The organism is Hymenobacter qilianensis (assembly GCF_014489555.1).
GTDB classification, from domain to species: Bacteria; Bacteroidota; Bacteroidia; order Cytophagales; family Hymenobacteraceae; genus Hymenobacter; species Hymenobacter qilianensis.
Map to the genome: position 1 here is coordinate 1 of NZ_CP060787.1, position 19,130 is coordinate 19,130.

Annotated in this window: 13 protein-coding genes and 2 pseudogenes; 5 read left to right on the top strand and 10 right to left on the bottom strand. The window is 53.0% G+C overall.

Annotated features, from left to right (window positions below; all coding sequences use genetic code 11):
- Positions 1–848: 848 nt before the first annotated feature.
- The 4 genes and pseudogenes from H9L05_RS24490 to H9L05_RS22270 form a co-directional block, all read right to left on the bottom strand.
- Entirely contained in the window at positions 849–2,393 is a 1,545-nt protein-coding gene (locus tag H9L05_RS24490) for a carboxypeptidase-like regulatory domain-containing protein (RefSeq protein ID WP_223285047.1), read from the bottom strand.
- A gap of 454 nt (positions 2,394–2,847) precedes the next feature.
- A pseudogene (locus tag H9L05_RS22260) lies at positions 2,848–3,437 on the bottom strand (recombinase family protein); the annotation flags it as partial.
- 247 nt (positions 3,438–3,684) lie between these two features.
- Positions 3,685–4,572, bottom strand: coding sequence for an IS3 family transposase (locus H9L05_RS22265; RefSeq protein WP_187734646.1), 888 nt, complete (start codon positions 4,570–4,572; stop codon positions 3,685–3,687).
- A complete protein-coding gene (locus tag H9L05_RS22270; RefSeq protein WP_187734647.1) occupies positions 4,569–4,976 on the bottom strand; it encodes a transposase in 408 nt (135 codons plus the stop codon). The genes H9L05_RS22265 and H9L05_RS22270 overlap by 4 nt, the downstream gene beginning before the upstream one ends.
- Before the next feature lie 422 nt (positions 4,977–5,398).
- Between H9L05_RS22270 and H9L05_RS22275 the strand changes: the two genes are divergently transcribed.
- From H9L05_RS22275 to H9L05_RS22290, 4 genes are all read left to right on the top strand, one after another.
- Complete coding sequence (locus tag H9L05_RS22275) at positions 5,399–6,154, top strand: hypothetical protein (RefSeq protein ID WP_187734648.1); 756 nt, start codon at positions 5,399–5,401, stop codon at positions 6,152–6,154.
- A gap of 59 nt (positions 6,155–6,213) precedes the next feature.
- Positions 6,214–6,597, top strand: coding sequence for a hypothetical protein (locus H9L05_RS22280; RefSeq protein WP_187734649.1), 384 nt, complete (start codon positions 6,214–6,216; stop codon positions 6,595–6,597).
- A gap of 5 nt (positions 6,598–6,602) precedes the next feature.
- A complete protein-coding gene (locus H9L05_RS22285; protein ID WP_187734650.1) occupies positions 6,603–7,247 on the top strand; it encodes a P63C domain-containing protein in 645 nt (214 codons plus the stop codon).
- Between the two features lie 260 nt (positions 7,248–7,507).
- The gene (locus tag H9L05_RS22290; protein WP_187734651.1) at positions 7,508–9,640 is read left to right on the top strand and encodes a hypothetical protein; all 2,133 of its coding nucleotides are present in this window, start codon (positions 7,508–7,510) and stop codon (positions 9,638–9,640) included.
- Between the two features lie 538 nt (positions 9,641–10,178).
- Here H9L05_RS22290 and H9L05_RS22295 read toward each other — a convergent pair.
- The 5 genes from H9L05_RS22295 to H9L05_RS22315 all read right to left on the bottom strand — a co-directional run bounded on the left by H9L05_RS22295 (position 10,179) and on the right by H9L05_RS22315 (position 18,119).
- Complete coding sequence (locus H9L05_RS22295) at positions 10,179–10,907, bottom strand: toll/interleukin-1 receptor domain-containing protein (protein ID WP_187734652.1); 729 nt, start codon at positions 10,905–10,907, stop codon at positions 10,179–10,181.
- Between the two features lie 437 nt (positions 10,908–11,344).
- Positions 11,345–12,409 (bottom strand): SIR2 family protein, encoded by a 1,065-nt coding sequence (locus tag H9L05_RS22300; protein WP_187734653.1) that lies wholly within the window; start codon positions 12,407–12,409, stop codon positions 11,345–11,347.
- A 10-nt stretch (positions 12,410–12,419) separates the two neighbouring features.
- Entirely contained in the window at positions 12,420–14,318 is a 1,899-nt protein-coding gene (locus H9L05_RS22305) for a Piwi domain-containing protein (RefSeq protein ID WP_187734654.1), read from the bottom strand.
- 67 nt (positions 14,319–14,385) lie between these two features.
- Entirely contained in the window at positions 14,386–14,745 is a 360-nt protein-coding gene (locus H9L05_RS22310; RefSeq protein ID WP_187734655.1) for a hypothetical protein, read from the bottom strand.
- Between the two features lie 23 nt (positions 14,746–14,768).
- Positions 14,769–18,119 (bottom strand): class I SAM-dependent DNA methyltransferase, encoded by a 3,351-nt coding sequence (locus H9L05_RS22315; RefSeq protein WP_223285048.1) that lies wholly within the window; start codon positions 18,117–18,119, stop codon positions 14,769–14,771.
- A 178-nt stretch (positions 18,120–18,297) separates the two neighbouring features.
- Here H9L05_RS22315 and H9L05_RS27135 point away from each other — a divergent pair.
- Positions 18,298–18,384, top strand: a pseudogene (locus H9L05_RS27135) (DUF4113 domain-containing protein); the annotation flags it as partial.
- On the opposite strand, the gene H9L05_RS22325 reads toward H9L05_RS27135, so the two are convergent.
- A complete protein-coding gene (locus H9L05_RS22325; RefSeq protein ID WP_187734656.1) occupies positions 18,377–18,850 on the bottom strand; it encodes a hypothetical protein in 474 nt (157 codons plus the stop codon). The pseudogene H9L05_RS27135 and the gene H9L05_RS22325 sit on opposite strands and share 8 nt — an antisense overlap.
- Between the last annotated feature and the right edge of the window lie 280 nt (positions 18,851–19,130).

Consider the following 19,130-nt stretch of genomic DNA (forward strand, 5'->3'; position numbering starts at 1 on the left):
AATGGCGTAGGCCTGGCGGAATTTATTTACCGACGTCAGGTCGCCGTAGAGCTCCTTGACCTGGTTGTCGATGTGGGCAAAGTTGAAGCCCACGTTCCAGCGCAGGTTAGCGCTGCGCACCACGTCCCCGCTGAGGGTGGCCTCGATGATGTTGTTAGTCAGGCGGGCGGCATTCACCCGGGCCGAGCGGTAGCCGGTGGCGGCCGAGGTGGTGGCCGTGAAAATCTGGTCGCGCGAGTCGGAGTACACGTAGCCGGCCTCCAGGTTCAGCCTATCCTCAAACAGCCCGACCTGAAAGCCCGCCTCGTAGGAAGTCACAAATTCGGGTCGAATGTCGGGGTTGGGGTACACCGTGCCGGGCAGGTAGCCGGCCAGGCCGCCGAAGGGGAAGCCGTTGCCCTGGCTGTACACGTTTTGCAAAGAGTAGGGGGCCAAATTCACGTTGCCGGTCTTGTTATAAGAAGCGAACAGCTTGCCGAAGGACAGCACCCGGCTGTCGCGCAAAGCCGGAATGGCCTCGTTGAAGACGAAGGAAGTGCTTACGCCGGGGTAGAAGTAGGAGCGGTTCTCTTCGCTCAGCACCGACACCCATTCCTGCCGCCCGGTGAAAGTCAGGAACAGGAAGTTGCGGAAGCCGGCCGTCAGCTCACCGTAGCCGGCCACCTGCCGGTATTCGGTGATGGCCGCGCTGCCCGTGAGCTCGCCCACCCGGTTTTCGGGGTTGAATAAGTCTGGCACGACCAGGGCCGAGGCGGCCAGGCCGGTGGATTTGGTGTTATCGGTGCGCAGGTTCTGGCCGGCGAGTAGGCGGAAGTTGAAGTCGCCAAAGGTCTTTTCCGCGTTCAGAATCAGGTCGCTGTTGAGGCGGCGGAAGGTTTCGCTGCCGTCGCTGACGCTGCCGGCGATGTTGCGCCGGCCGGTGCCCACAAACTTGCCCACGGTGCTACGCGAGTCAGTGCTGGTGTTGAACAGGCCGACGCGGTAGACAGCGCGCAGCCAGGGCCGCAGCTGATAGTTGAACTCCACCTTGCCATTGAGGGTCTGTTGCTCGCTGAGCTGGCGGTTGTTGGCAATCTGGAAATAAGGGTTCTGCTGCATGTCGGTGAAGAAGCCCGATGGATTGGCCAGGGGGTTAGCCAAATCTTGCAGCTCGTGAAACGGCACGTTGGCCGGCATCTGGTAGGCGGTAATCCAGGGGCCGTCGGGGGTGGTTTCGGTTTTGCTCTGCACGTAGTTGAAGTTGTAGCTGGTGGCGAGCTTGCCGAAGGTGCGCGAGCCGTTAAAACGCCCCCCGTGCGGCGGGTTTTGTCGCCGGGAATGATGCCCTTGGTGTTTACATCCTGCAAGGAGAAAAAATAGGTGCTTCGCTCGTCGCCGCCCGAAAATGAGAGGTCGTTTTGCTGGGTGGTGGTAGTTTGAAACAGGTCTTCCTTGAGGTTATCGACCGGGGCGTACGGCAGCTCCCAGCGGGTGCCGTCGGCCAGGGCGGACCCCACCGGGCGAGTTTCGCCGTCGAAGCGCGGCCCCCAGGATTCAAACTGGGTGGGATTGTACACGCCATCGACGCCCATGCCGAACTCGTTCTGGGTGGGGGGCAGCAAGTATACTTGCCCGAAGGTGCTGGTGTTGGTGTACGACACCCGCGACTGGCCCCGCTGCCCGGTTTTGGTGGTCACCAGCAGGGCGCCATTCACGCCCTCCGAGCCGTAGAGGGCGGCGGCGTTGGCCCCTTTCAGCACGTTGATGCTTTCGATGTCGTTGGGGTTGAGGCGGTTGATGTTGGGCACCGGTACGCCGTCCACCACGTACAGGGGGGCATTGTTGCCGCTGATGGAACGCGCCCCGCGCAAAAGCACCTGCACCTGCGGGTCCACCTTGCTGTCCACGAGGTTAATGCGCAAACCGGCCACTTTGCCCGACAAGCCCAGCAATGGATTCACCACCCGGCCCTGGTTCAGGCGGTCCGTCTCGATCTGCTGGTTGCCCCCGCCCAGCTCCCGCGCCGAGCGCTTAATGCCTAGGGCGCCGGTCACGACGACCTCCGCCAATTCCGTGACGCTTTCGCTTAAAGATACGGTGACCAGCTCGGTGCTGGTATTCACCGTTACCTCGCGCGGGCTGTAGCCAATAAAGGAGAATAGCAGCACCTGACCGGGCTGGGCGGGCAAACTAAATCGCCCCTCCGCGTCGGTGGCCGTACCAGTGGATGTTTCCTTGACCACAACGGTCACGCCTGGTAGGGCATTGCCGGAGGTCTGCTCCAGCACGGTGCCCGTTACCGTGCGCTGCTGGCTCCAGGCCGAAGTAGCCGTTAGCAGCAGGACGGGAATTACCCGCGCCGTGCGCTGGACAAGCGATGAGCTAAGAAAGAAAGAAAGGTAGGAGTACGTCACGGCAGCGAACGAAAAATGCAGCGTAGCAAACCGGTAGTCTCTGCGCTACTCAAACACCTTTGGGGAGGGGCTTGTGGCTCTCATACTACCTAGCACGGGGGCAAAGGCATATATAGGCCTAGTGTCAGCGATGATTTGCTTATTTAGAATTTGTTTAAACTGCCGCAAACTTAAAGTGGATGGGTACTATTTCCTAGCCTATTTAGATTAAATATAAATTAATTAGCTGTACAAAATGACTTCGCCCACCCTATATTGAAGAGGGCGCGCCGGGGAAGGTTCGAAGAAGCCTATCAATTTCAATTAGAAGGATGGATTACGTTTTTCTTTCGGAAAACTTCACCAGCGCATCCTCCAAGGTGCGGTAGCAGGATTGGAAGCTCTACCGCTGGGTACGCACATACCAGGCGCTACCGACCCCTTAGTCCGAAGGTTAAACGGGTGGGTTGGCCGGGGCTGATTTGCGGTGGGCGTGGATGATGACCTTACGGTGGCGCAAATATTTGTAGAGGGTAACTTTGGAAATGCGCAAGCGCTGGGCAATCTCGTTGACGCCCAGTTGCTGCTCCCGGTAGAGCGTTTCGGCAATGATGGCCGTGCGCTCGGCTTCTTCGGATAGTCCCCGCTGGCGGCCGCCCACCCGGCCCCGCGCCCGGGCCGAGGCCAGCCCGGCATGGGTACGCTCGCGAATCAGCTCCCGCTCGAACTCGGCCAGGGAGGCGAACAGGTTAAACACGAGCCGGCCTTGGGCGGAGGTCGTGTTGATGGCATCGGTCAGGGAAACTAGTCCCACCCCCGCTGCTGCAAGTCGCCCACCACCTGCAGCAGGTGCTTGAGCGATCGCCCCAGGCGGTCGAGTTTGTAGATGATGACCGTGTCGCCGCGGCGCAGTTGCGTGAGCAGCCGCTCCAACTCCGGGCGGCTGGCGCTGGCCCCGGACACCTTTTCCTGGTAGATGGTTTCGCAGCCGGCCTTGTGGAGGGCATCGAGTTGCAGTTCCAGGTTCTGGTCACGGGTGGAGACGCGGGCGTAGCCGATGTTCATGGGGCAAAGTACAGTTTATCCGTGCCGAAGGTACCCTTATTTGTACTTTGATTGCTGAACAAGTTTTGTGAACCAAATCGACTGGTTTTGGCTTCGGTTCCTCGGGTCGTAGGCGCTAGGCCGGTTTGTTCAGTTATACGTTCGTTTCAGTGAACAAACCAAGCGACTTGTGTCGTCCTAAAATAAGTTGACCGTTGTCCGATCCTGGAATTTTGTTGACGGTTTTGACTACGAAGTATCACATGAATTAGTGTGATTCGGTGGGTTCTTTCGAGGCATTATAGCGCTTGGGCTTCCAACGCTTTTTCAGTGGTTGTTCACTGCCATGAGCTACTGCCGGTGTCAGGTAGTCACAGCTCATGTGAGGCCGCAAATGGTTGTAGTTCCGGATACTTCTCTCCACTGCCCGAGCCGCTTCCTCAAAACTAGTGAAGACCTGATTCAGTCGAAAGTCGGTCTTCAGAATGCCATTCACTCGTTCAGCAATGGCATTTTCATAGGGGTCACCGTATTGGCTCATGCTGATGGCAATGCCCGCTTCTTTCAGTTTGCGGATGTAGAGGAAGCTGCAGTACTGGCTTCCCCGATCCGAATGATGAATCAGCGTCGTTGCCTGTGGTCGTTCCTGGTGCAAGGCCATCTCCAGCGCTCGCAAGCATCCTTCGCTGGTCAGCAACGGGTGCAGGCAGTAACCCACAATCAGCTTGGAGTAAGCATCCGTAATCAAGGATAAATAGCCAAAGCCCAACCCGATACAGAGATACGTGATGTCGCACACCCAGACTTGCTGGGGTGCCGAAATCAGCTGATCGGCGAGCAGATTGGGATACTTCTGCAAGCCATGCGCTGAGTTCGTAGTTTTTGGTGCTGACCGTTTGTGCCGGAGCGTAAGCCCATGAGCTTGCAGCAAACTGTGCAGCTTATCCCGGCCCATTCGAATCCCACTTTGTGCGAAAGGCTCTTGCAGTAGCCAGTAGAGCTTGCGGGTTCCTAGCCCAGGAATCTCTTTGCGTAGGGCCACGACCAGGTCCAAGACGAGCATGGATTGGCTGTGGGCATGTTGGGTGTAGTGTTCACGTTGATGAAAAGCTTGTCGGCTCACACCAAACAGTTGGCAAAGGCGGCCGACGCTCACCTTGGCAATCTCGTTGTAACGGAGCTTTTGTACTGTTTGGTACCAGACTTTTTTCGGATCGGGATCTTGAGTTCTTTTTCCGCTACCTCAATCATGGTGTTCAGCGCCAGAATCAGCAAGTTTGCTTGTTTCAAAGCCTGCTCAAGTTCGGTATTGCGCTGCTTCAAGGCCTGCATGTCCTGCTTTTGCGTGGTCGTCATGGCAGGTAAGGTAAGCAGCCCTGTTTGGATCTTGCGCTGGTACAGACTCACCCAGTTCCGCAATGTGTAGCTGTTATGGATATCCAAATCGGCCATGACTTGGCTAGGCTCCTCGCCGCCAAAGAGAATACGAAACACGGCTGTTTCTCGGAGTTGTTCGCTATACTGAAAGCGAGTCAGTAAATCCTGAATGTGGTCTTGCATAAGGACAGTTTTAAGGGTGAAAAACTGTCAACTTATTTCCGGACAAGACAACTTTCGTGGTAATCCTAAATTTAGTTTATTCTGGGCTCACCGGCACCGGCGGTTTGTAGTGTGTCGTCCTGAAAACTGTGTCGTCCTTAAATAAGTTGACCATGCCGACTTACAGCCACTGCGTCTACCTAAGTCTAGATTTATTGGATAACAGTTCTTACGTCTGCCTGCTACTCTGTGTGGGCACCGCGTCAGGCTATGTTGTCGTACTAGATAATAGAGGCCTTGCTGGGCAAAGCATTCTACAAGCTGCTCATTTTGACAAAAATATTAATGCAATCATGCATTTTATTTGTCAAAACGTATTACAAAGGCATATAAAGCAATATATTTGCTGATGTAACGGCGCATTTTTTCCGTTTCACCCAACTATGATTGATAAGTTCAGCGATATAGATGCTCTGCTCAGTGGCCTCATGAAGCCTGACAAGCAGACACTTCAGGCGCTTTTTGATAAAAAGCTTCTGGAATTAGATATGGCCTTAACGAATGCGTGCAAGCTCATGGACATCCAGCCTCGCACGCTAAAGGGCATTTTGAGCGGTTCCCAAAAATTAGTTGACGTTACTAACCTCGCCAAGCTGGCCAATTTCCTACAGCTACCTAAGGAGCAGTTGCTAAAGCTGTACTTGGATGTAGTGGAAGAGAACTTTCCAACTGACACAATTACACCTGACAAAATCCACTTCATTAAGGAAAACTTTGACTTGGCGGTGTTGCGCAAAGCGGGCCTGATCGATAATATCACTGATTTCGCCCACATCGAGAAACGGCTTACCGCCCGCTTGGGACTGAAGTCCATCTTCGAATACCGCAAACCGAGCATGGACATCGCCTTCAGTTCCGGGAACTTCAAGGCAGAAAATAACCTGACGCGGTCTTATTGGATTAACGCCGCCACGGTTGCTTTCAAAGAAATAGATAATCCTTACCCGTACAGCCGGGATGAACTGATCAAGTTATTCCCACAGCTGCGCTGGTATACCACCAACGTAGACCAAGGCCTAGTTGATGTAGTTAAGCAGTTATATAAAGTCGGCATTACCGTCATCTTCCAGCAATCACTGCAGACCTTGCAGCTGCGGGGGCGACGTTCAACGTTAATAACAAGCCGTGTATCGCGCTAACCAATTACGTCGGCTTCTACTCCACTGTCTGGTTTGCCCTCATTCACGAGTTGTACCATGTGCTCTTTGACTGGGACGAAATTAAGGCTAGTAAATATCATCTAACGGACGATTCCAACGAGCAATTGTCCGTTCGCGAGCGGGAAAAGGAGGCAGATGCGTTTGCGCGAGGGTACTTATTCTCGAAAGAGAAAACTGACCAAGTGCGCCGATTCATTAATGATCCAGAATATGTCGCCGAGTTTGCAGCGGAGAACCACGTTCATCCTAGTTTCCCTTATGTTTTCACGGCGTTCGAATCAAACAATCGAACGGCTTGGGCTCGGGCGCGAGCTAACTCTCCCGACGTCAACCGTGCTGTTGACCTCATTGACATGACTTGCCACGGTCAGGAGATGGTTGAAGAGAAAATTCAAAAAATCAAATCCAAAGTGTACGCGTAGCAGTCATGAAGAAATCTAAAAAGACAAACGCCCCCGCAGAGCAAGAGAGTTTAGCCTCGCCTGGCTTTCCGATCGAAAACATTCGTCACGTTGAAATAAGCCAAGAGGAGAAGCTGGAACGCTCGTTGCTTTCTGGCTTACTGCTGCAACAAACCGAAGATCTTAACCGGAAACAGCAGGAGCTAAAAAAGCAGCGAGACCAAGAAGTGATCGAGCTAATCGGTGGTGGTACTACCTCGCTCGGCGCCCTCAAAGCTTTAATTGCATCGAAGCGTCAACCTTACGAGCCTCGGTTTCCCCGATCAATACCGTTCTTCTCGGAAATTTACCGTTTGAACGGCTGGCATGACCTAGACCCAGCAAGCTATATCAAGCCTGCCGTGGTAGCCGTGTGGATTAATGAATTGATCTACAATCGTTTTTCACAAGAGGTATTGCCAACGCTGCGTGTGTTTAATCCAAAAAGATTTGGGGGCAGTCGAGCCTATAAACATTTTCAATTTCTGAACGCCGAAGGTCAAGCGGAACTGGAGCAGTACCGAGACGAAGCCATTGCCCTGATGCAGACTTGCTCTACCTGGTACGAGTTTCGCGCCAAGCTTTTCGTAGTACACAGCGTGCCCTATCAAGTTGAACTGTTTGCACAGTAAGCTGATACGATAAGCTTACATTCTGAAAGACCTAAGTAAAATCATGTTTCGAGCACGAATGCAAGACTATTTACCTCTAGCTTCTATAATTCTAGATGCTAGGATCTATTTGCTCTCTCCTTCTCTCTCCTACCTGTTTGCTTTTGGTTTTTCATTAGGTCAGATTGTCTGAATATAGTGCAATACTATCGCTCATTTTTTAGTGCCTAGCTGGTTATTACGCAGGTGTAGCATCACAGTAGGCCAATAGTTATTTCATAATGATAGAACGTTTACAAACTGTAAATAAACAAGTTGTCGCGACTGACATGGCTAAATTTAACCTCTTCCGCTTGAGCTGCATGCTTGATGATATGGATGGGGCTAAATTCAATAAAGTGTTAGTCTCAGTTGTTTGTGATTACATATACCAACGCAATAATGAGCGCACTTCGCTTAGCGAATGCTTGGACTACGTAGTGCATGAGATTGGCATACCCACCTCCCGACAACATCTTAAAAATGTGTTGTCAAAAGTAGATTACGTACGCACCGAACCATTAAAAAACGATGTACTCCTATCTCTAGAAGTAGGCTTGTATGACAACCTGTGTCATACTTCAGACGCGAACTCTATTGAGCAGCACGCTCGCCGCTTCCTACGGCAGGAAGCGCTACCTGAAGAGTTAGCTGAAATCTTGGTGGAGATGATTCACCAGTCGATTTACGAAAACATCCAAGGTCTAGCGGGGGCTAATGTAAAAGCCTTGCTTGCCGAAGAAATAAAAGGCAAGTTTCCGGTTGAAAACATAAAAGTATTTAACAGATTTCTTGAATATGAGAATCGGGCCAAAGACAACGCTATTTTTCGGCTCTTTTATAAAGCGTTAGAGTTTGCGATAGTTACATCAGGTAAAGGCGTGAAAGATTTTACCGCCAACCTGTTTAAGGGCAAAGTGTACTTGCTTGATGCCAATGTCATTTTCCGCCTTATGGGAATTGATGGCGTACAGGAGCAGGCTAATATGGAGGAGTTGGTAACAGCTTGCCTGCACCAAGGCGTGGAGTTTCGCTACACAGCTCAAACATACGAAGAGTTAAAGCGCAAGCGGGAACAGGCCGTGGCTATGCTAAAGCGCTTTAATAACCAAGCCACTCAACTTGTGGAAGACACTCTTATAGGTGGTGATTTAGCTATCCAAGAAGGCTTTGCTAACCAATATTATCGCTACAAGAAAGTTGGGGTAGTCGCTACTCCTGAGCAGTACGAGTTAAAATTAATGGCCGATTTTCGTCGATTTGAAGATATCTACAAGCTTCGTCCCGTCACCCGAGATGTGGAGGTGACCAAACGGGAAGTAGAAGGCTTAAGCCAAGAACTGTTTGAGGGGAAAAAAGCCCGTCGGGTACTACGCTATACCGGTAGTGCAGCGCAAGTTGACGCCTACAACATCTTGTACGTAAGGGGTGCACGCGCTTTTAATAATACCAGCTTTTCGGATGTGAAATGCTTTTATCTGAGCACTGACCGAATGCTAGCGGAAATTTTGGCTATAGAATCAAGCGATCAAGGAGTTAGTGAAGTGCTATTTCCGGCACAAGCATTTTTGCTGCATGCCTCTTTGTCGGCTAATGTCAAGGAAGCGGATTACATCACCTTCACCAAATTTCTTAAAAAGAGCATAGTCGGCCAAGAGTTCACTGGTGTGGAAATAGTACGATACGTCAATCAGGTCAGTAGCTTCACAACAGACCCTAAGGCAATATCCACGCTACTTAAAGCGTATTCAGACAAGCGCTATACCAACGCTCGTAATTATGAAGCTGAATTGACGCTACCTACATTCAGTGAATTTGCCCGCACCGAGCTAGAAACTCAACTGGAAGTTGCGCAACGCAAGGCCGAGGAAGCTGAGCAGGAGCGTGCGCTAGAGAAAATACGCAGTGAAGATGCTCGTCTAGAGCAGGAGGCATATAACCAACAGCAACTCACGGTAGCGGCTAATGAGCGGCAAGCAGCAGCCACTGAGCGTGATGTTGCGACCGAAACTCTGAGCTCGGCCATTCTAGCCAGTACTCATCGACACTTGCGTAACAGCCTGCGCATTGCACGATTAGTTGAAGCGAGTCTAGGTATAGCTTGTGCAGTAGGGGGAGTATTAATAAAAGATCAAGTCCATACCGGTGTACTCTTAGCAGGCGTAGGCATTGTGATTAGTTTAAAGCTGATTGATTTATTCTTTTCGGCTAAAATGGGGCTAATGAAGCGCTTTTGGCAATGGTTATATCTAACCAAAGTTCGGCGGTCAGATATGTACCACTCCGCAGCCACGCGAGCACAGTATGAACAGGCAGCAGCGGCAGAATTCAAACAAGTTGCTTCCAATAATTTGTGGTCAGTTAAGCTGATGTAGCTAGCAACCGAATAATCTATGACCAAGCCGTAGGCTTACGCAAAGTGCCGCAGTTCGGGTAGCTAATTCTTAGGGCTATAAAAACCAGAAGGCCTTGGGTAGTGGTCGTTTGCTGAGACGCCCCGCTCGCCACAAACTCAGGTGGCGATCTTTGGCAAACGCGAGCACGGCCGCTTGCTGGGCTTCTATCCCTAAACCAGACTGGCCTTGGCGAGCAGTACTCACCCGGTGATACGCAACGTAGAGCATGAACCAGGCGCTTTAATTAAGAACGCTCGGCTAAGGTAGTGCAGCGTGTGACATTCTTGGAACAGGTCTTCCTAGCATGTCATGCGTTGACCTAGAAGCGTGGAACGAGCTACCCGGCATAGCGACGAGCAAACCCAAACCAGTATCAATAGCAAAAACCCAGTTTACTGAAAGGCCACTGTAAAAAGTGGCCTTTCCTATAGACAATAGGTATCGATTAGGAAGTTTTTACAGTATGTAAAAGAAGCAGTGCTATCCCTTCGCCGATACAAGGGCGTGGGAGAGCGAATCATTTCTTGCTATGAGGTGCGGCCTTTTTAGCTGGTTTGGGCACCGTCTTCGCAGCCGGTTTGGTAGTCGGCTTTGCGGCTGGCTTAGGCTTGGCTCCTGCCGCTTTGTTTTTAGCTATGGCCTTAGATTTGGCAATAGCTTTGGATTTGGCAGTAGCCTCAGGGGTCGGGGCTACTTTAGCAGCAGACGGGGTTAACCGCTTGGGTGAGGCGGGAGCAGTAGATTTTTTCAAAACTGCTGGTTTAGCTGCGTCAGGTTTCGCGGCCCCGGGCTTCAACCCAAAAATCTTCATCACCATGGCACAGAGCCGCGCCATTTCCTTGTTCCGTTGCGGAATGGTCAGCGCCTCCAGCGGCTTATCCGGCTTGTTAAACGCCTGCAGCTTACTAAGTGGCGAGTTGGCAAAATGGCAATGCCCGACCACTACGGTCAACAGGGTCACCCCTTCTTTCTTGGCTGCTAGAAGCAGCGGCGGCAACTCATCGGAATGAATAAAGTCCGACGCCATGAAGTTGTGACTGACCAACATTATTCCTACCCGGGCCGTCGCCAATTCGCGGCGTATTCGGGCCAGCCAAGGCTCGCCAGCCTTTAAGTTCTGGTCACTCCACACCCGTAAGCTATGGTCACGCCCGAGCGGAGCCAGGTGCTTTTCAACGAGTTTCCGCCATCTTTCATCGGCGTGGCTGTAGCTAATAAAAACGCTGGTTCGTGTGGATGCAGGCATGGAGTGGGGATACGTGGTGAAACAGTGGCAGCTTATGGGCTGCTGTATACAGTTAAAAGAATATTACCAGTATTACTGGTGGTACTGTTATACATTACGGGACACTGAAACCTAGCCACAATCCCATCTCAATACCCAATACCTCTTGGGGAGCGTTGGACTCGAAAGACATAGTACACATTGTTAAACACGTCCTCAAAACCCAATATTTCGTGTGGACCTAAGCCTTCTCGCTTCATAGCTGAGTTAACCCAGTCCATTACGTTTAATTCAGCGCTGTCGCTAGGTAGGCCGTTGCGAACGGACAACAGCACAGTTCTTTCCGCCTCTGATTCAGGAAAAAAACTAACCCGAACAAGTTGGCCGTCATATTCTTCTACTTTAGTTCTCATGCTGGCGTTTAGTGGTTGGACCAATGAGTAGTAGCAACTTCGGCGTCAGACCGAAAAGGGCAACTCATCGGGCAGGAATTTGGATTCGAGGTACTCTTTGGACACCATAGCTCCCAAGAAATCCTTGGCTTTGCTTTCTTCAAAAAGCACCTGATTGCTGCCAGATGCTAAGCCTAGTGATTTGCGAACGTAGTCCTTATAATCATCGGCAGCATTCCAAACCGTGGCCAGAACGCAGGCTTGGGCATTGCTTTTCAGCGCCTGGGCGATTATGTCGTTAATGTGGTCGTCGGCAAAGCTGTAACCGATGCACACAATGAGCCGCAAGTCAGTCAGGAAGCAGAGCCGCCGAAACTCATAGATATAGAAAAGGTACGGGTCAATGGCGCGCAGCTTGTTGCTCGTTCCAAAAATTAGGACTGGGTCGCGGGACGGGTCTTCCGCCTGCATCAGCTTATGCGTTTTGGGGTCAGTGTACCAGTCCAGCGAGCCGTGTAGTTTGTACAAGGTGAAGTTCTTTTCATCGCCTCGCGTGAAGCTATTATAGCTCCACTCACGAGTGTTCTCGTCAAACCCCAGTTCGATGTTGTCTTTGCCCACGACCTTCTCAAAGCAGAGGTCATAGTTTAAGCTAAACACCTTGATGTTGATGCCAATGCCGTTGTTGCCGAACATCAAGTCCTTGAACCCGCCGTAGTACGCGGCATCCTTGTACAGGGAGGGCTTCACCCAGTCGCTAACCAGCTCGTTTGTTATTAGGCGTTTGAACTCTGTTAGGTGACTAAATTCGGGACCGGCCAAGTCCAACAGGCGGTTGTCCCAAGCCCCTATGAATGGATAAATAAGGTTACGCTCCTTCTTCTCGATTTCAGACATCACGATGATGAGCTTTTCGATATTGAAAGAAGCTTGAAAGTTGCCGAAAATGCCATCCGCGAATTGAATGGAGCTACGCAGGTAGTAGTAAAGGTCTTTGTACGGCTTCCAGGCGGTGTCTTCGTTCACGAGGCGGTGCACGTTGTTTACCATCTCCGCCGACACGGGTATGCCGGCGTCACGACTGCAACCAGCTCCCAGCAAAAACAAGACGTTGTCGCGCTCAATGCTCATAAATACTAGCTTACAGAAACCAGGGTGAATGCAGCGACAGCATATCCTTTCGAAAATCCGGGAATTGCTCGAAGTGGGTGCAGTAATCCGTGATAATGGAGGAGTAATAAATGGAGATGACTTTCACCTTGGCATTGAAGCCCCGCCAGTTGGTACCGGTTAGGTTGATGGCATCCTGGAGGTAAGGATAAACTGATTCACGCGAAGTATGAGCCGAGTGCAAAAACTCAATATGCACCGGGGGGCTAATACGCTCATTAAGCACTTCTTTCCCTTGCTGCAAGCCTTCAAACCATACCAAAAACTCATGCGGGTTTAGCTCAACTAACGTGCTGGCATAAGGGGTTTTGGTGTTGTGGTTACTATAGCCAAAAAACTTATTCTTTACATTGATTTTAAGCACCTTGAATTCCATGCTGCGCACTTTCTCAATGGCGGCTTTGATGGAATCAATTTCCCGGTGCTTGATTTTGAAAGGCAGGTGCAGGGCGCACTTGGTGTAACCGGCAAACTCCGGGCTTCCCAACAAGCTCACTAGGTTGCGCTGCAAGGCACTCAGATACGATTCTTCGGAATGGTCATCGGCTAGCACTTCGAGCTTTCGGTAAATCCCGGAAGAATCCAGGCAAACGGAATACGCAAAGAACCGCTCAATCTGGCCTTGGTCATTGAATTTGTGGGCACTGCCAATGCCTAAAATCAGGCAGTTGGAAATGCTCGGCTTCACTATCCAGGGAATGCCGCCCAGCTTGGCAAATAAGGCCAAGCCGATATTGGATGTGGACCACTTCAGCGTACTGTCCACACTAATTTTCTCGTGGCTGAGCACCTGCAAGGGAATTTGCAGCTTGGTTAAGTGGTACTTGAGGTAATAGTAGGTTTCCGAAACGCCCGGCTCGTCAGCGTGGTTGTTTTCTTCTACAAAGATGGTTATCAGGTGCTCGTTTGGGCGTTCGGTCTGCAGCTGTCGTACTTGCTCTACGGCGCCAGCTAAGTGCGGCTCGCTGGTGTCAAGAAGCGGTATTTGCACGATGTTGTTCTTGCCAATATCTACTTGAAACATTTCGTGCATGCCCTTGAAAGTATCTGGGTTGCGCTTGCCGGTAAGGCTTAAAAACAGCTTGTTGGCGAAGGCTCGGTACCGCTCTTCGAGAAGGAAGACAAACGTGCAATCCGACGGACCCGGCCGGTACGGACCGTAGCGACGGATACCGCTAAATTGATTGTAATCGTAATTGTCGTTTTTGAAGATATATTGTTTTTTGGCCAGCGTCGTCGCGGTAACGGTGGAAAATGCTTCGACCAGCGATAACTGCAGGTCCTGCCAAACCAGCGGACCGAGTTGGGGCAAGAGCCGACTGAGCTGCGCGGTCACGTAGTTGTACTTGTCACCGTAAAAATTTTTGTTTACACCACCGTTACGACTGTTACTGAAGCTCAATTGTAGCGTTTCTGCATCGCCCTTTGGATAGCTCTTATTCGCTCGGAAGCGCACATCCACTAAGAAGCCGAATTGCCGCTTGCTCTCCAAGTAGTAGGGCTCTAGCACGAGGGCCCGCTTGCCCTTGGTGAAGCTTTCGGTGTATAGGTCAATAGAATTATGAAATCCCCGTAGCTTGGTGGAATGGTCGATACCAGCCGCCTCCGCTCGCTGCTGCACCATGAGCGTGAGCACCCGGCACGTTAGATTGCGGTTGGCGCGGGCTGGACATTCATAGGCAACAAAACCCGGAATAGGCTCAAAAGCCACGTAATAGCGCTTGAATTCATCGTCGCCCGGCTCTTCAGGCAAGGGGTATATCCACAAGCTGTCCTCCGTCTTTTGCGCGCCGTCATAGAGTTTTCGATACACCGTAAATGCAAACGGCTGCTCCCGAATAGCTAGAAAACTTAGTAGAATGTCGGTCATAAACGGAACGGCGATAAAGTGACCACCAAGAATGTCCTGGCAGAAGGCAACGAACGAGAATAGCTGCTTAGGCCTCTTTATAAGGCTGCGTGATGTCGAGGCCCCGCTTGACTAACGGAATAAGGTCAGCGGAACCGTAGCTACGCTCAATAGAGAGTTGCAACCCTTCCAGTTGAGCCGCTTCGTCGGAAGTGAGCTTACGACCCCTTCTAGGTTTCAAAAAAGCCTGGATAGCTTTGGTAAGATGACCTTTCACGGCAGCTAGCTGCTTTTCAGCAGTCCCCAAACCCCGTAGTTTTAACTGGCCGGATTCGGTGTTTTGCAGGTTGCGGAAATAATCGCACGAAGCACCTTTTTGGTTACGCTCACAACCGTGGGCACGCCTGATGAATGCTTCGTAGCTCATGGGGGAAATGTGGTCTTCCATTGTAGTCAAGCGAAAGGGTTGATTTAAGCAGCGTATGTATCTTCCGGTTCCAAGTGGCGCACTAGCGACATCATGGCCAGCGTGTCGAGTAGGGGCTTCACCTTGTCGGCCTTGGTGCGCCGAAACCGGGCCGCTACCTGGGCGCTGCTCAGGGCCTCGCCAGCTGCTTGCTGGACGATGGCACGCACGGCGAACATCTGCTGTGCCAATTCAGTTGGCCACGGTTGTGTCTCACCTGTGACTACATCGGCTGCAGCTACTACCATAGTCGGTAAGGCCATAGTGCTCTGTAGCTGGCCGGGCGCCTGGTATTCGGGCCTCAAGTATCGCACAGTACCATCCGCTTCTTCGGCCGCCCGCTGCTGATTCAATTGTACCAAGCGCGTCAGAAGCTCAGCGTCGCTTAGTGTTGCGGGCCAGCCGTAGGCATCAGCTACGGCAGCATCAAGCTGCTGATGCAGACTGAGCACCACGGCCGCCAAGCCCTGCTCGTGGGTCGTCTGCTCTTTAGCCGTGAGTGCCTGGCCACTCCGCAGTTTTTCCATCACGTTGTAGAGGTCGGTGAGCGCAAGGTTAGGGTATTGTGCCTGCTGGCGCTTTCGGTGGGTATCAAGGTCCTCGGCTAATTCGCGAATGTGGGCTTTTTGGGCGTCCGTTGCCGTGGGGAACGGGAAAGGCAGTAGGCAACGGGAGCTGTTATAGCGAGGGTCATTACCCATCCCCATCCTTCCCCCGGCAGCCAAAGCCCAGGTGCGGTGCATTCTGCTTGATAACACACCCAAATGGAAAGCATCGTCGAGGGCCAGTGCTACAAGCATGTGGTCAGGTGCTATGCCAGCATCCAAGAATTGAAAAATGCGGTGCTTCGCTGTTTCGGCCGTGGCAATGTAGCGCGGTAGTCCGTGCAAGGCCAAACGTAGACCCTTGCGGGTCTCACCAAATTGCCACCAGATTTCTTTGAGCTTCTTGCGGTTGTTATGGTCGCGTTCAGGCTTGACGTGGATATATAAGTGCTGGTACACCGCCGGATATTCGCGAATTGCCTCGGCTTCAGTAAGGCCGAATAAGTCTACCAAGTACACGCCCCGGGGCCGGGCGGTAAGGTCTTTACCGTTGCGGTACGGCCGAATTCGCGTTTCCAGACCGGAGACTGTGCCCAACCCCAATGCGTGAGCCTGGGTCTCGGTGACAATGAAGCCAGCACCTGCCAGCATCATGCCGTTGCTGGAAATACCTTCATTAGATTTGAGGGCCTGTGCCGCCGCCACATCGGCTCCGGTCGTGAAATCCGCGTTGATGACCCCATCGGCTTCCGCCAGTTCCACCGTGGGAGCATCGTCATCTTTTGTTGCAGTTTCACGCATCACCGACGCGACCTTGCCCGTGTGCGTACCGGCACGTCCTACGCTCATGGCAATGCGCACGGCCGCACCGTCGGCGCTATCGACCCACGGGTGGTCGGGAATGGCAAAAGTGAGCGACAGCGGCGGCGAGGCCGCCAGGTGTCGCTGAATAAGGCGGCGGTTGAACGTTTGAGTGATGGAGTTGGTGGTAATAAATCCAAACGCTTCCGTGTGGCCCAGGCGGGTCACATCGGCCGCCCGTTCCCACCAATACATGACTAGGTCGGCCGATTCGTCTACTTTGCCTTTGTAGGTCTTCCGCAAGGCATCTACGTAACCGTCACCCAGCGCCCGCCGCATGGCCTTGTCACCCACAAACGGTGGGTTACCCACAATAAAGTCCGCCGCGGGCCACTCAGCGGGCCACGTCATGCTGTAATCCTCGTTGTGCCCTAACACGGCATCCTGCTGCTTGATATTCTGATAGTTATCAAGTAATGGCTCCGCCAGTTGCGTGAGACCGTGGGACCGCAAGTGCCACTGCAAGTAGCCGATGCGCAATACCACGTCGGCAATGGCCGCAGCGCGGGGGTTCAATTCCATTCCGAGCAGCTGCCGGGGGCTAACGGTAGTGCCGTCGCCCAAATCTAAGCGCCCAGAGCCGCCAAGCTTCGCCAGCGTCGTCAGCACCTCGCCTTCCAGGCGCTTGAGATGCTCCAGCGTCACGTACAGGAAGTTGCCTGACCCACACGCCGGGTCCAGAATCTTCACCGATGTGAGCCGGCGCAGGAATTTCAGCACTTCCTCGCGGGCGTCAGCCACGGCCTTGTTGCCCTTGCCTTCGTCCAAACGGGTGGCGCTGGCCGCCTGCGCGGCGGCCCACTCGCGGCGGAGCGGTTCAATGACAGTGGGCAATACCAACCTCTCGACGTAGCGCCGGGGCGTATAGTGTGCGCCCAAGCTATGGCGCTCGGACGGGTCTAGGGCCCGCTCCAGCAGGGTGCCGAAGATGGCCGGCTCCACTTCCGTCCAGTTAGCCTCAGCGGCGAGTTCCAGCAATTTTATTTGGTCCGCGTTCAGGGGCAATGCCTTCGCATCGTGGAATAGGTGGCCGTTAAAGCGCCGGAGCTTGGTCCGTAGCTCGGGGGAAAAGCCGCCTTTGTCCATCACAGTCCACAAGCCTTGCAGCGCGTCGGGCAGGTAGCCCCGCGATTCTTCGGTTTCCGCGTACGTGGCCAGCAGCCCTTTGAATGAATCGGCGGGAATCAGCTGCACGTCCTCGGCAAACATGGTGAACAGGCAGCGCATCAGAAACTGCGCCACCACGTCGGAGGGGTGACCCGCTTTTTCCAGCTGGGTGCTCAGCCCGGCCAGGTAGCCGGCGAGTTGGCGCGTCACCTGGGCGGCGCGGCGGCCGGGGTCGAGCTGCTGCGGATCCGTAAAGAGCAGCTGCAGCTGCGCCCGGAGCGCGGGCTGGGCCAGCGCTGGCAGGTAGAAGCGGGAATGCGCGGCATCCGGAAAGGGCACGTAGGTATCCCCCACGCCGGCAAAGTTGCTGTACACGTCCACGCAGTGCCCCACGTCCACCACGACCACGAACGGTGGGCGTGGCTCCGAGGCCGGCAGGGCCCGGACGTAGCGCAGCGCCTGCTGCTGGGCCGCCTTCATCATCTGCTCCCATTTGGCCGTGCCGCGCACGGCGTGGCCTTTGCGGCGCTTCTCGGCGGGCAAGCCTAGCTGCGCTTTCTCAGCGGCGGCCTGCTCGTCGGGGCTGTTCGTGCCCTGTTTGGTTTCCAACACGAAACAGCCTCGCTTATACAAGTCTATTCGGCCGGTGGTCTGCTTGCCCCCCCCGTCCTCAAACGTCACAGCCCGCTCCAACACGTACGCATCTTGGGCAGGGTTATCAGTAGTAGGATCGGGGCGCGGTACGCCGAGTAAGTCGCAGAGGTCTTGCAGAAACAGGCCGTAGTTAGCCCGCTCCGCGCCGCCTGATTTCAGCCAGCGGGTTTCAAAGTCGGTATAATGCACGATGCAAAATAAGCCCTTTCCAAGTAGCGGGGCATATTTTGTCAACAGTACCGCCAAAGGTTTCTATGCGGCCGGGCTAATGCCCAGCCTCGACGCTTTAAATCAGCGTTTCGGGCGCGGAACGGTGCAAATTGTTACGACGGTTCCGGTTCCTAACTACTAGGCTACTACGAGCGGTAAAATGCCTCCTCCCTGGCAGGGGAAAGCCCAATGGCGCTCGCCTGCGTTCACTACCCGGCTAGAAGAGTTGATGTTGGTTAACTAGGAAGTATCGTAAAATCCCACTCCACTAGCAGAAAGTTATCGGGCTGCAAGCCCAACTGCAAGCCCGCTTCCAGCCAGCGCGGCTGAGTCGGCCGGATACGGTCTTTTTTATGGCGTTTCAATTCGGCAAATAAAACAGTCTCCCCCTGCCAGCCAACTACATCCCAACAGCCCGCATAGGTATTGCCGTTGGCCTGGGCAATCTGATGCAATAAGGTCAGCATCGTAGGGTCGGTAATGGGCTCGTGCTGCTGCCCGGCCAAACCGGCATCAGCCCAGCGGGTAAAATGATTGGGTGTCATTGCCCCAGCTCCGTAGGTTTCTACCCATCGGGCCTGCCAACCGGAAAGACGTAGTAACTCATAGATGCATACCTCGGCAAAAACAGGCTGGCCCCCAAAATAGATGAGGGGCTTATTGCCGAACGTGTTGCTTAGGGGGGTTCCCTCCCAACGTCGAAGCTGCAATTCAACTTTAGGAACCGTTAAAATATGGCCGCTGATGGTTAAGGCTTCGGTCGAATTTGGCCTTAATAGGCTAGGGTAAATAAGGCTCATATAGAAATCAAGGCTGCAAGTAAAGTGTATATCTGCTAGGACTCTGCTTCTTATGATCATGGAAAGCTCTAATGCATCCCAATAACTAGTAGATACACCTTAAAACGTTCTGCTTCGCACTTGCATGGGCCTTTAAGATTAACAGGGGCCTTTTGTTAGCTGCGTGGTCGGTTAGGCGAATAAAAACCCC